Source organism: Ornithinimicrobium sp. CNJ-824 (assembly GCF_001942405.1).
In the GTDB taxonomy this organism is placed as follows: Bacteria; Actinomycetota; Actinomycetes; order Actinomycetales; family Dermatophilaceae; genus Ornithinicoccus; species Ornithinicoccus kibberensis.
Genome location: NZ_MKKA01000033.1, coordinates 121,401 through 135,479, shown reverse-complemented (window position 1 = coordinate 135,479; position 14,079 = coordinate 121,401). Strand labels below are relative to the sequence as shown.

The following is a 14,079-nucleotide window of genomic DNA, read 5'->3' as shown; positions in this document are numbered from 1 at the left end:
CGGCCGACGGACCGGTGACGGTCGAGGTCGGCGGCGCACCCCGCGGTCCCGTGCCGACGATCAGCACGGGTGGGGCACGTCCCCGGGCCAGGACCCCAACTGCACCTTCGACAGAGAGCGAGACCACGGCATGGCCGTCGTCACCATGCGCCAGCTCCTTGAGAGCGGCGTCCACTTCGGGCACCAGACCCGTCGCTGGAACCCCAAGATGAAGCGCTTCATCATGACCGAGCGCAACGGCATCTACATCATCGACCTGCAGCAGTCGCTGACCTACCTCAACGAGGCCTACGACTTCGTCAAGCAGACGGTCGCCCACGGCGGCACGATCCTGTTCGTCGGCACCAAGAAGCAGGCCCAGGAGTCGGTTGCCGAGCAGGCCACCCGCGTCGGCATGCCCTACGTGAACCACCGCTGGCTCGGCGGGATGCTCACCAACTTCCAGACGGTCTCCAAGCGGCTGACCCGCCTCAAGGAGCTCGAGGAGGTCGACTTCGACGACGTGGCCGGCAGCGGCCGCACGAAGAAGGAGCTCCTCATGATGCGCCGCGAGTACGACAAGCTGGCGCGCACCCTGGGCGGCATCCGGGACATGCAGAAGGTCCCCTCGGCCATCTGGGTCGTCGACACCAAGAAGGAGCACCTGGCCGTCACCGAGGCCCGCAAGCTCGGCCTGCCGGTCATCGCGATCCTCGACACCAACTGCGACCCCGACGAGGTCGACTACAAGATCCCCGGCAACGACGACGCCATCCGGTCGGTCACCCTGCTGACGCGGGTCGTCGCCGACGCGGTCGCCGACGGCCTGATCGCCCGCTCGGGCGGCGGGTCCGCCGACGAGCCCGCCGCGGCCGAGCCGATGGCCGAGTGGGAGCGTGAGCTCCTCGCCGGCGCCGAGGGTGCGCAGGACCCGGCCGCCGCGCAGCCGGCCGCCACCGAGAGCGCGGCCCCCACGTCCGAGGACGCCGCCGTCCCCGAGGACGCGCAGGCGCCCGCCGAGAGCCCGGTCGAGGCCGTCGGCACGTCGTCGGACGACGCGGAGACGGTGCAGGTCGAGGCCCAGGAGGCCGTGGCCGAGCAGTCGCCCGCCGCCGACGACGAGTCCGTCCAGTCCTGACCCCCAGCGATCCACTCCCGAAGGAGCGAAACCCTAGCTATGGCGAACTACACCGCCGCTGACATCAAGGCGCTGCGCGAGTCCACCGGCGCCGGCATGATGGACGTCAAGAAGGCCCTCGACGAGGCCGACGGCGACCTGTCCAGGGCCACCGAGATCCTGCGCGTCAAGGGTCTGAAGGGCGTGACCAAGCGTGAGGGCCGCTCGGCCTCCAACGGCCTGGTCCGTGCCCACGTGGACGGAGGGGTGGGCACCCTCGTCGAGGTCAACTGCGAGACCGACTTCGTGGCCAAGAACCCCAAGTTCGGCGAGCTGGCCGACCAGCTGCTCGACCAGGCCGTCGCCGTCGGGGCCACCGACGCCGACGCGCTGCTGGCCTCCGAGCTCGACGGCAAGACCGTCAAGGAGGTCGTCGACGAGGCCAACGCCGGGCTGGGCGAGAAGATCGAGGTCCGCCGGGTCGCCCGGGTCGAGGCGCAGGAGGGCGGGCACGTCGTGTCCTACCTGCACAAGACCAACCCGGACCTGCCGGCCCAGATCGGCGTCCTCGTGGCGGCCACCGGCGGCGACGCCCAGGTCGCCCGCGACATCGCCATGCACGTGGCCGCGTTCGCGCCCTCGGTCCTCTCGCGCGAGCAGATCGACGCCGAGACGGTCGAGAAGGAGCGGCGCATCGCCGAGGAGACCGCCCGCGAGGAGGGCAAGCCCGAGCAGGCCCTGCCCAAGATCGTCGAGGGGCGCGTCAACGGCTTCTTCAAGGAGAACGTCCTGCTGGACCAGGCGTTCGCCAAGGACAACAAGAAGTCGGTCGCCCAGGTCGCCCAGGAGGCCGGCACCACCGTCACCGGGTTCGCCCGGTTCAAGGTCGGCGTCTGACCCACGCCCTCTCCGGAGCCACGGGCCCGCAGCCGCACGGCTGCGGGCCCGTGGCCCGTCCTGGCCCGGGGCAGGACGGTGGCCCGGAACGGGCGGCGAGGTGGGTCGCCCCCGTCCGGGTGTGGCAGGATCGAGCGACCGCCCACCGCGTAACCCCGGAGGATCTCCGCATGCCGACCAGCGCCGCGCCCGCCACCGTCCAGACCCCGACCTCCCCGGCCGCCGGCGACGAGGAGCACTCCGGGCGCGGGTGCTGCTCAAGCTGTCGGGGGAGGCCTTCGGCGGTGGCGCCGTCGGCCTGGACCCGGACGTGGTCAAGGGCATCGCCCGCCAGATCGCGGCCGCGCACCGCACCGGGGTCCAGATCGCCGTGGTCATGGGCGGCGGCAACTTCTTCCGCGGGGCCCAACTGCAGCAGCGTGGCATGGAGCGTGCCCGCGCCGACTACATGGGCATGCTGGGCACGGTGATGAACTGCCTAGCGCTGCAGGACTTCCTGGAGAAGGAGGGCGTGGACACGCGGGTGCAGACCGCGATCACGATGGGCCAGGTCGCCGAGCCGTACATCCCGCGCAAGGCCATCCGTCACCTCGAGAAGGGCCGGGTCGTCATCTTCGGCGCCGGTGCCGGCATGCCCTACTTCTCCACCGACACCGTCTCGGCGCAGCGGGCCCTGGAGATCAAGTGCGACCAGGTCCTCATGAGCAAGCACGGGGTCGACGGCGTTTACACCGCCGACCCGCGCACCGACGACGGGGCCGTCAAGCTCGACGAGCTGACCTTCTCGGAGGCCCTCTCGGGCAACCTGCGGGTCGTCGACGCCGCCGCCTTCAGCCTGTGCATGGACAACGAGCTGCCCATGCTCGTGTTCGGCATGGACGACGAGGACGCGATCACCCGGGCGATCACGGGTGAGAGGATCGGCACGATGGTCACCGCCGGCTGAGACCGGGGGAGCGCCGGCCGCGGCCGGCAGACCGACCAGCACGCAGCACGACCGACCACCCACACACGAAGGAGCGGTACCGAGGATGTCCGAGGTCATCGAGCTGGCCCTCATGGAGGCCGAGGAGAAGATGGACAAGGCGCTGGAGGTGGCGCGCGAGGACATGGCCTCGATCCGCACCGGCCGGGCCCACCCGGGGATGTTCGCCAAGCTGGAGGTGGACTACTACGGGGCACCGACACCGATGCAGCAGCTGGCCTCGTTCACGGTCCAGGACGCCCGCACCCTGCTCATCACCCCGTACGACAAGGGGGCGATGTCGGCCATCGAGAAGACGCTGCGCGACTCGGACCTGGGCGCCAACCCCAGCAACGACGGCAACGCCATCCGCATCGTCATGCCCCAGCTGACGGAGGAGCGACGACGGGAGTACATCAAGCTGGCCCACACCAAGGGCGAGGACGCCAAGGTGTCGGTGCGGCACGTGCGCCGCCACGCCAAGGACGCCATCGACAAGGCCGTCAAGGACGGGGACATCGGCGAGGACGAGGGCACCCGCGCGGAGAAGGAGCTGGAGAGCCTGACGCGGCGGCACGTCGAGGCCGTCGACGAGATCCTCAAGCACAAGGAGACCGAGCTGCTCGACGTCTGAGCGGCCGGTCCACCCCGACCCACCGTGAGCCAGGAACCGACGACCCAGGAGCCCGGTCCGTCCTCCCGCAGGGCCTACCGGGCCCGGGCAACGGCGCGCCCGCCCTCGGGGGACAAGAGGCCCCCCGGGAAGGCCGGGCGCAACCTGCCGGCCGCGACCGCCGTGGGGCTGGGCCTGATCGCGCTCATCGTCGTCCTGCTCCTGTTCTCCCCGCCGGCGTTCGTCGGACTGGTCACGTTGGTGGCCGCGATCGGGGTGTGGGAGCTGGACCACGCCCTGCGGCAGGGCCGGATCACCCCGCCGCTGGCACCGATGCTGCTCGCCGCCGGCCTGGTCCCGCTGGCCTACCTGACCGGTCCGGAGGGGCTGGCCCTGGGCTTCGCCGCGGTGGCCTGCCTCGTGCTGCTGTGGCGCTCCGTCGGCCCGCCCCAGGACGCGGTCCGGGACATCGCCGGAGGGGTCTTCGTCGTCGCGTACGTCCCCGTCCTGGCGGCGGTGACCTCGCTCATGCTCGCCGAGCCGGACGGGGCCGGGCGGATCATGACCTACGTCCTCGTCACGGTGGCCAGCGACACCGGGGGGGTATGCCGTCGGCGTGCTGAAGGGGCGCACCCCGATGGCCCCGTCGCTGTCGCCGAAGAAGTCCTGGGAGGGCTTCGCCGGGTCGGTCGCGACCAGCGCGGTCGTCGGGATGCTCGCGTGGTGCTCCTCCTGGACGGACCATGGTGGGCCGGGCTCCTCGTCGGGGCCGTCGCGGCCTGCTTCGCCACCGTCGGCGACCTGGCCGAGTCCTCGATCAAGCGGGACCTGGGCATCAAGGACATGGGCCACCTGCTCCCGGGGCACGGCGGGATCATGGACCGGCTCGACTCCCTCCTGGTCACGGCCCCCGTCTGCTGGGCCCTGCTGCGCGTCCTGGTCTGAGCCAGGATCCTGCGACAATGGCAGGGATGACCACCGAGCTGCCGACCCCGTCCACCCGTCCCGCCTCGGGGACGCTGACCTTCAGCGCGCCGCGCCGGGGCAAGGCGCCCCAGCACCTCGCCGACCTCGACCTGCCCGGTCGCAAGGCCTGGGCCGGCGAGCTGGGGGTCCCGGGCTTCCGGGCCGACCAGGTCTCGCGCCACTACTTCGAACGGCTGGTCACCGACCCGGACCGGATGACCGACCTGCCCGGCGCGGGCCGGGACGAGCTGGTGGGCACGCTGCTCCCCGAGCTGCTGACCCCCGTGCGCACGCTGTCCGCCGACGAGGGCGCCACGCTCAAGCAGGTCCACCGGCTGCACGACGGGGCGCTGGTGGAGTCGGTCCTCATGCGCTACCCGGGCCGGGTGACCATGTGCATCTCCAGCCAGGCCGGGTGCGGGATGAACTGTCCCTTCTGCGCCACCGGCCAGCAGGGACTGACCCGCAACCTGTCGACCGCGGAGATCGTCGAGCAGGTCGTGGCCGCCGCGCGGGCGCTGCGGCACGGGGAGCTGCGCGCCGGGACCGCGGTGGAGGCCGGGGCCGAGGAGACCGCCGGGCAGAGCGTGGAGCAGACCCTGCGCGTCTCCAACGTGGTCTTCATGGGGATGGGGGAGGCCCTGGCCAACTACCGCCGGGCCGTCGACGCGATCCGGCGCCTGGTGGACCCCCCGCCCCACGGGCTGGGCATGTCCGCCCGGGGCATCACGATGTCGACGGTCGGCCTGGTCCCGGCGATCGACAAGCTCGCGGCCGAAGGCATCCCGGTGACCCTGGCCCTGAGCCTGCACGCCCCCGACGACGAACTGCGCGACGAGCTGGTGCCGATCAACACCCGGTGGAAGGTGGACGAGGCGCTGGACGCCGCCCGCCGTTACTTCGACACGACCGGGCGCCGGGTCAGCATCGAGTACGCCCTCATCAAGGACGTCAACGACCACGCCTGGCGGGCCGACCTGCTGGGGGAGAAGCTCACGCCCGCGGCCGTGGCTGGGTGCACGTCAACCCGATCCCGCTGAACCCCACCCCCGGCTCGAGGTGGACCGCGTCCCGTCCCGGGGTGGAGCAGCAGTTCGTCGAGCGTCTCCTGGCCCACGGGGTCCCCACGACCGTGCGCGACACCCGCGGCTCGGAGATCGACGGGGCCTGCGGGCAGCTGGCCGCCGTCACCGACTGACCGCGGTCGCGTCCACGACCACCCCGACCGCCTCGTCGACCGTGTCCACCAGGTGGACGGCGCGGCCCATCGTCCGGTCCCGCCCCAGCGCACGCAGGAGCTGGTGCACGGGCAGGTGCGCGGTCCAGTGCTGCCGGTCGACCAGGACGAGTGGGGGCAGCGGCCGGCCGTCCCCGTCGACCTCGTAGTAGAGCCTGGTCGCGGCCTGGAAGATCTCCTGCACCGTCCCCGCCGCGCCGGGGAGCACCACGAGCCCGGCCCGGGAGTGCGCCAGGAGCAGGTCCTCCCGCAGGCGTTGGAGAAGAACTTGGCGACCAGCTGGGCGAAGGCGTTGGGCGGCTCGTGGCCGTAGAACCACGTCGGGATGCCCAGGCTGCGGAGGCGGTGCGGTCCCCCGGTCGGTGTCTCCCGGCGCAGCCGCAGGGCCGGGGCCACCCAGGCGGCGACGTCCGGCGCGAAGTCCGGCACGGCCGCGACCTGCTCCAGCGCGTGGGTCAGCGTCTCCTCGTCCGCGGCCCAGGCCCCCAGGTTGGCGGCCTCCATCGCTCCCGGCCCGCCCCCGGTGACCACGAGCATCCCGGCCGAGGCGAGCCGGTGCCCGAGCACGGCCGCGGCCGCGAACTCCCCGGTCCCGCGGCGCAGCGCGTGCCCGCCCATGACCCCGACCACCCGGCGGCCGGCGACCACCGCGGCCAGCGCGTCCGACATCGCGTCGTCGTGGATCGCCCGGAGGGCGGTGACGTAGGCGTCGTGCTGCACGGACGCGTCCCGGGACCAGGCGTAGGCCCGCGCGTCCACGGTGTGCCCGTAGCCGTCGTCGTCCAGGCCGGCGTAGAGCTCCTGCGGCGTGTACAGCCGCGCCCGGTAGGGGTCCACCGGCGCCCGGGGGTCGGCCGGGAAGACGATCGAGCCGTGCGAGCGCAGGTGGTCCTCGACCTCGTCGTCGAGCCGTCCGCCCAGCACGACGATGTCGCTGAGGTCCTCCCGGGCCAGCAGCAGGTCCCGGTGCTCGCGCAGGTCCAGGCCCTGCAGACGCAGGTTGTGCAGGGGGCCGGGGGCGCGCAGGGCCCGCTCCCAGGCGTGCTGGTCCTCGATCTCCCGGCTCCCGCCGGCCCGGAGCCCCTCCGCCCGCCCGTAGCGGACCTCGCCACCGGTGGGCCCGCCCGGTGCCGTCCCACCGCCCCGGGTGGAACCCTGCCCGGCGGAGGTGTCGCTGCTCTGCATACCCTGAGGGTAGTCACCGACCTCATCCCGACCCGGGTGGCGGCGGTGCGGAACGATCGGATGGAGAAGCCATGGACAACGACGCCCGGCAGAGCTACCGAGAAATGGTCGCCGCGAGCATCGCGGACCCGGAGACGTTCTGGGGGGAGGCGGCCGGCCTCATCGACTGGGTCACGCCGCCGCGTCAGGTGCTCGACGACAGCAACCCGCCCTTCTACCGGTGGTTCGCCGGGGGGCGCCTCAACGTGTGCTTCAACGCCCTGGACCGGCACGTGGTCCACGGGCGGGCCGACCAGACGGCGCTGATCTACGACAGCCCGGTCACCGGGACGCAGCGCCGCTACACCTACGCCCAGCTGCTCGACGTGGTCGCCCGGTTCGCCGGCGTGCTGCGTGACCTGGGCGTGGGCAAGGGCGACCGGGTCGTCGTCTACATGCCGATGGTGCCCGAGGCCGTGGTGGCCATGCTGGCCTGCGCCCGGATCGGGGCGGTGCACTCGGTCGTCTTCGGCGGCTTCGCCCCGGCCGAGCTGGCGGCCCGGATCGAGGACGCCGAGCCCACGGTGGTCGTCTCGGCCAGCTGCGGGATCGAGCCGAGCCGCACCGTGCCCTACAAGCCGATGCTCGACGAGGCGATCGAGCGCTCGGCGCACAAGCCGGACCACTGCGTGATCCTCCAGCGCGAGCAGCTCACCTGCGAGATGGGGGAGCGCGACCTCGACTGGGACCAGCTCATGCACCCCGACGCGGTCGCGCCCGCCGCGTGCGTGCCGGTGGAGGCCACCGATCCGCTGTACGTCCTCTACACCTCGGGCACCACCGGGAAGCCCAAGGGCATCGTGCGCGACAGCGGGGGGTATGCCGTCGCCCTGCGGTGGTCGATGACCAACCTCTACGGCGTGCAGCCCGGGGAGACGTGGCTGTGCGGGTCCGACGTCGGGTGGGTGGTCGGCCACTCCTACATCGTCTACGCGCCGTTGCTCACCGGCGCCACGACCGTGCTCTTCGAGGGCAAGCCGGTCGGCACCCCCGACGCCGGCACCTACTGGCGTCTCGTCGACGAGCACGACGTCGTCGCCGTCTTCACCGCCCCCACGGCGATCCGGGCGATCAAGAAGCAGGACCCGGACGCCACGCTCCTGGCCGGTCACGACATCTCCTCGCTGCGCACCCTGTTCCTGGCCGGGGAGCGGCTCGACCCCGACACCTGGCGGTGGGCCACCGACCACCTGGGCGTCCCGGTCGTGGACAACTGGTGGCAGACCGAGACCGGGTGGCCGATAGCCACCAACCCGGTGGGCCTCGCCCCGTTCGAGATCAAGCCGGGCAGCCCTACCCTGCCGACGGTCGGCTACGACGTGCGGGTCCTGGACGAGACCGGCCGGGAGGTGGGGCCCGGGACCGAGGGGGCCATCTGCCTGAAGCTGCCGATGCCCCCCGGGACGCTGCCGACGTTGTGGCGCGACGACGACCGCTACGTCTCCTCCTACCTGTCCGCCTTCGAGGGCTACTACCTCTCCGGGGACGGCGGGTACGTCGACGAGGACGGCTACGTGTTCGTCATGGGCCGCACCGACGACGTCCTCAACGTCGCCGGCCACCGGTTGTCCACCGGCTCCCTGGAGGAGGCGCTGGCCGGCCACCCCGCGGTCGCCGAGTGCGCGGTCATCGGCGTCAGCGACCCGCTCAAGGGCCAGGTGCCGCGGGCGTTGGTCGTGCTCAAGGCCGGTATCGACCCGGACGAGCAGGGCCGGGAGCAGCTCGCCGCCGAGTTGGTGCAGCGGGTGAGATCCGAGGTGGGTGCCGTGGCGGCCCTGCGCCAGGTCGACATCGTCGAGGCGCTCCCCAAGACCCGCTCGGGCAAGATCCTGCGCAAGACGATGCGCCAGATCGCCGACGGGCAGGAGGCTCTCGTGCCCTCGACGATCGAGGACGTCTCCGTCCTCGACGACCTCGGACCCGTGCTGCGGGGCCGCTGACCGGCAGCCGGCCGGCACGGCACCCGGCGGGGTGCCCTGTGGACGACGGGCGCCCGCGCGGCGCCGTCGGTCCTACCCTCGCACCAGGTCGTCCCGGACGTCGGTCCGGGAGGGAAGGAGGGGTGGACCGATGGGAGACCGGATCGGGGTCGACGTGGCGGCGGTCGAGGCCCTCGCCGACGGGTACGACCGCGGCGTGCGGACGCTGGAGGACGTCCTCGGTGCGCTCGGGCCCGCGTGGGCACGGGCCGGCGACGTCGCCGGCGCCGCGGTCCTGCGTGCGGCCGTCACCGAGGCGGGCGAGGACTGGACGCGGTATGCGGTGGCGCTCGGGAGCGCGCTGGACGCCCTCGGCCGGGCGACCCGGGAGAGTGCCCGGGCCTACGCCGAGGTCGAGGACCGCGTGGCGGCCAGCTGGGAGGCTCCGCCCCAGGGGTGGGCTGCGTGAGCCCCGGGGCGCCCGTGCCGGCGTCCGGGGCGGAGGAGCTGCGGGAGGTCGCCGACGGCCTGCGGGCCGCCTCGTCGGAGCTGCGGAGGCTGCCGGACGAGGTCCGGGGCCCGGGGGCCGGTCCGTCCTGGGTGGGTCTGGCGGCCCTGGAGCAGGCCGCCCGTGCCGAGGCGACCGCCCGCCTGCTGGCCGCGCTCGCGGACCCGCTGGAGCACATGGCGGGGGTCCTGCGCGGTGTGGCCGACGCGACCGACGACGCCCGGCAGGAGACGGCCCGCTGGCAGCACCGGGCCGACCAGGCGGTCGAGGAGCTGGCGCGTCTGCGGGCGGCGGTCCCCACGGCCGAGCCGGCGGTCCAGGGGCTCGTGGCCTCCCGCATCGAGCAGCTGGAGCTGGAGGTCGTGCGGGCCGCGGAGCGGATGCGCCGGACGGAGGAGGAGCTGGAGACGGTCCGGCTGGTGGCCTCGCGGGCGCTGCGGGAGGCCGTCTCACCCCTGCGTGCCCTGCTGGAGCAGGTGGTCACGCTGGGCCTGGCCGGCCACAAGCTGGTCAAGGCCCACCGGCCCGTGCGGCGGGCCGTGGTGGCCGCGGCCGGCCTCACCACGGTGGCCCGCGCCAGCTGGGCCCGGGACGCGGCGGCGCGGGCGGCCGCCCGCGCCGGCTGCGGGACGCGCCCCGTCGGTGGGCGCAGCTGCGGCAGCAGCCCTCGCCCGGCAGGCTGGTCCCGCCACGCTGCGCGGCCCCGTCGCCCTCCTGGGCCGTCTCTCCCCGGCCTGGACCTGGTTCGGCGCCCTCTCCGACCTGGTGGACGGGGGAGGCCGCACCGGCTGGCGCGCGGGGGCGACCCGGGCCGTGGCCGCCGGCGCGGTGCTCGGGGTGCCGGCGCTGGCCCTGGCCACGGTCCTGCCGCCCGTGGGCCTGGCCGGGATGGTCGCGGTGGGCGCCTACACCGCGTGGACCACCGGGTCCTGGCTCTACGACCACCGAGAGGCCATCGGCCGGGCGGCCGGGGCCACCTGGTCGCGGGCCCGGAGCGGCGGTGCCCGGGCAGGACGGTGGGTCCAGCGGGCCGGCGGGGACGCCGCGCGCCGGGCCAGGGACCGCGCCCGCCGCGGGCTGCAGCGGCTGGCGCAGACCCGGCGGCTCGTCGGTGCCGGCGCCACCCGGGTGGGGACCGTCACGGGCCGGTGGGCCCTCGAGCTGCGCCGGACGGTGGGCGCCGGCCTGCCCGACCCGCCGGCCGGACGCGGCGGGGCGGTGCCGACGCCCTCCCCAGGAGGGTCGTGGTGAGCGCCGTCGTCCCCTTCGTCACGCTCACCGACGTCGAGCTGGCCGTGCTCGAGGAGGCGCACCTGCGGTCCCTGGGGGAGGCGGAGGACCGGGCCCGGCAGGACCCGAGGTCCGACGGGGAGGTGCGGCGCAGCCTGCGGGCCCGCGGGCTGCTGACCGCCGACGGCGGGCTCGTCGCCGGCACCGACCAGGGCGACGGGCCGCCCGACCTGGCCGGCGTCGTCGGTCTCGCGCTCGACGTGCGGCTGGCGGCCGACCTCGTCGTCGTCGCCCACCGCCTGCTCGGTCCGCAGGCGGTCGGCTCGGCCCGGGTGCTGCACCTGACGGGTGACGGCGCCTGCGTCGAGGACCTCGACGAGGACGGGCTGGTCTCGCTGTCGCTGGCGACCGACCCCGGGCAGGTGGCCGGGTCGCTCGTGGAGGCTCTCCTGCCTCCGGACGCCGTCGACGGGACCGGGGAGCCGGTGCCGGTCCGGCCGGACGCGCTGGGGACCCTCCCCGCGGCGCTGCGCGGTCCCACGGTCCTCGCCGAGCTGACGGTCCTCGTGCCCGGAGAGCCGGCGCCCGTCGCCCCCACCCGGGTGCTGCTCGCCCTCGGGCCGGGCGGCTGCTGGGCCGGCCGGGCCGGGGCGCCCGGCGACGGGGAGGTCCTCCTCCACCCGGTCCCGGCGTCCTGGCTGGCCGACCGCGCGGCGCTGACCGTCGAGGCCGCCATGGGCGCCCCCGGACCAGGCCCGGGGGACGGCACAATGGAGCGGTGACGTCCCGTTCCGTGACCCTGCTCGGCTCCACCGGCTCCATCGGCACCCAGGCGGTCGAGGTGATCGACGCCCACCCCGGCCGGTTCGAGGTGAGGGCGCTGGCGGCCGGCGGCAGGGACCTGGCTCAGCTGGCCCGGCAGGCCGTCCACCTGCAGGTGGAGCAGGTCGCCGTGTCCCTCCAGGGGGCGGACGTCCGGGACCGGGTGGAGGAGGCCCTCGACCACGCCGCCAGGGAGGCCGGGCTCACCGCATACCGTCCCGAGGTGATCACCGGGCCGGACGCGGCCACCACCGTGGCCGGCAACGGCGCCGACGTCGTCCTCAACGGGGTCACCGGCAGCATCGGGCTGCGACCGACGCTGGCCGCGCTCGCGGCCGGCAGCACGCTGGCGCTGGCCAACAAGGAGTCCCTCATCGTCGGCGGGCCGATCGTCCGGGCCGCCGCCGCCCCCGGGCAGATCGTCCCCGTCGACTCCGAGCACAGCGCCATCGCCCAGTGCCTCCGCGGCGGGCGGCGCGAGGAGCTGCGCCGGCTGGTGGTGACCGCCAGCGGCGGTCCCTTCCGCGGCCTGACGCGGGAGCAGCTCCGCGACGTCACCCCGGAGCAGGCGCTGGCCCACCCGACCTGGGACATGGGCCGGGTCGTGACGACCAACTCGGCCACCCTGGTCAACAAGGGTCTGGAGGTGATCGAGGCCCACCTGCTCTTCGACGTGCCCTTCGACGACATCGAGGTCGTCGTCCACCCGCAGTCCGTGGTGCACTCCATGGTCGAGTTCGTCGACGGCTCCACCCTGGTGCAGGCGTCCCCGCCGACGATGCACATCCCGATCGCCCTGGGGCTGTCCTGGCCCGACCGGCTGGCCGACGTGGCCGCCCCGTGCGACTGGAGCAGCGCCTCCACCTGGGAGTTCCTCCCCCTCGACCACGAGGCCTTCCCCGCGGTGCGGCTGGCGGAACGGGTCGGCCGGGCCGGCGGCACCTTCCCGGCCGTCTACAACGCCGCCAACGAGGAGTGCGTCGACGCCTTCCACGAGGGGCGGCTGCGCTTCCCCGACATCGTCGACGTCGTGGCCCGGGTGGTGGACGACCACGCCGGCGGGAACGGATCCGACGCCCCGGGAGTTGACCTCTCCGTGGACCAGGTCCTGGCGGCCGACGCCTGGGCCCGTCGGGCGGCGTCGGACCGCATCGCCGGGGCGGCCCCGGACCGGCCCCACCCGTGACCACGCCCACGCCGGACGACCAGGAGGACCAGCCGTGATGTACCTGCTCGGCGTGCTCGTCATGGTGGTCGGCATCGCGCTGTCCATCGCCCTGCACGAGGTGGGGCACCTGCTGCCAGCGAAGCGGTTCGGCGTCAAGGTCACCCAGTACATGGTCGGCTTCGGCCCGACCCTGTGGTCGCGCCGCCGCGGCGAGACGGAGTACGGCGTCAAGGCCGTCCCCCTCGGGGGCTACGTGCGCATGATCGGCATGTTCCCCCCGCGGGCCGCCGACGGCGGACGGCTGCGCCGCTCCTCGTCCAACCCCTTCCACCAGATGATCGAGCAGGCACGCACCGACTCGCTGGACGAGGTCGAGCCCGGGGAGGAGCACCGCACCTTCTACCGGCTCCCGGTCTGGCAGCGCCTGGTGGTCATGGCCGGTGGTCCCTTGATGAACCTGGGGATCGCGGCCGTGCTCGTCACCCTGCTGCTCACCGTGCACGGGGTGGGCACCCTGACCCCCACCGTCTCCGCCGTCGCCGAGTGCGCCAACACCGACGTGGCCGACGACAGCTGCGAGGGCCAGGACCCCTCCCCGGCGCTCGCCGCAGGGCTCCAGGCCGGGGACACCATCGTGGCCGTCGACGGGACCCCGGTGAGCACGTGGTCGCAGACCACCTACGCCATCCAGAACGCCGGTGACACCGCCGTGTTCACCGTGGAGCGGGACGGCGGACGGCGCACCCTGGAGGCCGACCTCGTGCTCCGCGAGCGGCCGCTGATGACCCCCGACGGGCAGTACCAGGTGGACGAGGACGGCGAGCTGGTCCTGGGGCAGGTCGGCTTCCTGGGAGCCAGCCCGACCTTCGTCTACGAGCCGCAGCCGATCACCGCGGTGCCCGGCTTCGTCGGCGACATGTTCACCGGCACCGCCCGGATCGTGCTCACGCTTCCCCAGCGGATGGTGGACGTGGCCCAGACGGTCGCGGGCGTGGAGGAGCGCGACGCGGAGGGACCGATGTCGGTGGTGGGCGTCGGCCGCGTGGCGGGCGAGGTCGCCGACGGGGCGCTCGGCGACGCGGGCGACTCGTTGACGGACCGGTTCTGGATCCTGCTGTCCCTCGTGGCCTCGCTGAACATGGCCCTGTTCGTCTTCAACCTCATCCCGCTCCTGCCGCTCGACGGTGGCCACATCGCCGGGGCGCTGTGGGAGGGCCTGAAGAAGGCGTGGCACCGGGTGCGCGGCCTGCCCGCCCCCGCCCCGGTGGACACCGCCAAGGCGCTGCCGGTGGCCTACGCCGTCGCCGTCGGCCTGCTCGGCATGACCGCGCTGCTCATCTACGCCGACATCGTCACCCCGATCCGGCTCACCTGACCCCGACCCCGACCCCGACCCCGACAGGAGGTCACCGCCCCTGGCGGTGAGACAATCGAT

The 14,079-nt window shown here is 74.0% G+C and carries 13 protein-coding genes and 2 pseudogenes; 14 read left to right on the top strand and 1 reads right to left on the bottom strand.

Annotated elements, in window-relative coordinates; all coding sequences use genetic code 11:
- Positions 1-130 precede the first annotated feature (130 nt).
- From rpsB to rlmN, 7 genes and pseudogenes are all read left to right on the top strand, one after another.
- The gene (gene rpsB, locus BJF81_RS11250; protein ID WP_075958412.1) at positions 131-1,117 is read left to right on the top strand and encodes a 30S ribosomal protein S2; all 987 of its coding nucleotides are present in this window, start codon (positions 131-133) and stop codon (positions 1,115-1,117) included.
- Positions 1,118-1,156: 39 nt separating this feature from the next.
- Complete coding sequence (gene tsf / locus BJF81_RS11245; protein ID WP_075958411.1) at positions 1,157-1,993, top strand: translation elongation factor Ts; 837 nt, start codon at positions 1,157-1,159, stop codon at positions 1,991-1,993.
- A gap of 250 nt (positions 1,994-2,243) precedes the next feature.
- Positions 2,244-2,939, top strand: a complete 696-nt coding sequence (gene pyrH, locus BJF81_RS11240) for a UMP kinase (protein WP_075958410.1) — start codon at positions 2,244-2,246, stop codon at positions 2,937-2,939.
- An 85-nt stretch (positions 2,940-3,024) separates the two neighbouring features.
- On the top strand, positions 3,025-3,591 hold the full coding sequence (gene frr, locus BJF81_RS11235; protein WP_075958409.1) for a ribosome recycling factor: 567 nt from the start codon (positions 3,025-3,027) through the stop codon (positions 3,589-3,591).
- A 24-nt stretch (positions 3,592-3,615) separates the two neighbouring features.
- Positions 3,616-4,158: pseudogene (locus BJF81_RS21570) on the top strand (phosphatidate cytidylyltransferase); the annotation flags it as partial.
- Between the two features lie 132 nt (positions 4,159-4,290).
- Positions 4,291-4,515: a phosphatidate cytidylyltransferase gene (locus tag BJF81_RS21565; protein WP_237770209.1), complete on the top strand. Its 225-nt coding sequence runs from the start codon at positions 4,291-4,293 to the stop codon at positions 4,513-4,515.
- Positions 4,516-4,541: 26 nt separating this feature from the next.
- Positions 4,542-5,734 (top strand): annotated as a pseudogene (gene rlmN, locus BJF81_RS11225) (23S rRNA (adenine(2503)-C(2))-methyltransferase RlmN).
- Here the strand turns inward: rlmN and BJF81_RS21080 are convergent.
- Positions 5,724-5,984: a hypothetical protein gene (locus BJF81_RS21080; RefSeq protein ID WP_342447135.1), complete on the bottom strand. Its 261-nt coding sequence runs from the start codon at positions 5,982-5,984 to the stop codon at positions 5,724-5,726. The pseudogene rlmN and the gene BJF81_RS21080 overlap by 11 nt on opposite strands.
- Positions 5,985-6,098: 114 nt before the next feature.
- Here BJF81_RS21080 and BJF81_RS21075 point away from each other — a divergent pair, with 114 nt between their 5' ends.
- From BJF81_RS21075 to BJF81_RS11190, 7 genes are all read left to right on the top strand, one after another.
- Positions 6,099-6,479, top strand: a complete 381-nt coding sequence (locus BJF81_RS21075) for a hypothetical protein (RefSeq protein WP_342447134.1) — start codon at positions 6,099-6,101, stop codon at positions 6,477-6,479.
- Between the two features lie 550 nt (positions 6,480-7,029).
- Positions 7,030-8,937: a propionyl-CoA synthetase gene (locus BJF81_RS11215; RefSeq protein WP_075958408.1), complete on the top strand. Its 1,908-nt coding sequence runs from the start codon at positions 7,030-7,032 to the stop codon at positions 8,935-8,937.
- Positions 8,938-9,067: 130 nt separating this feature from the next.
- A complete protein-coding gene (locus tag BJF81_RS11210; protein ID WP_075958407.1) occupies positions 9,068-9,385 on the top strand; it encodes a hypothetical protein in 318 nt (105 codons plus the stop codon).
- Positions 9,386-10,066: 681 nt separating this feature from the next.
- Positions 10,067-10,675, top strand: a complete 609-nt coding sequence (locus BJF81_RS11205) for a hypothetical protein (RefSeq protein WP_075958406.1) — start codon at positions 10,067-10,069, stop codon at positions 10,673-10,675.
- Positions 10,672-11,436: a hypothetical protein gene (locus BJF81_RS11200; protein ID WP_143780808.1), complete on the top strand. Its 765-nt coding sequence runs from the start codon at positions 10,672-10,674 to the stop codon at positions 11,434-11,436. The genes BJF81_RS11205 and BJF81_RS11200 overlap by 4 nt, the downstream gene beginning before the upstream one ends.
- Positions 11,433-12,662: a 1-deoxy-D-xylulose-5-phosphate reductoisomerase gene (gene dxr, locus BJF81_RS11195; RefSeq protein WP_075958404.1), complete on the top strand. Its 1,230-nt coding sequence runs from the start codon at positions 11,433-11,435 to the stop codon at positions 12,660-12,662. The genes BJF81_RS11200 and dxr overlap by 4 nt, the downstream gene beginning before the upstream one ends.
- A gap of 37 nt (positions 12,663-12,699) precedes the next feature.
- Entirely contained in the window at positions 12,700-14,019 is a 1,320-nt protein-coding gene (locus tag BJF81_RS11190; protein WP_075958403.1) for a M50 family metallopeptidase, read from the top strand.
- Positions 14,020-14,079 lie beyond the last annotated feature (60 nt).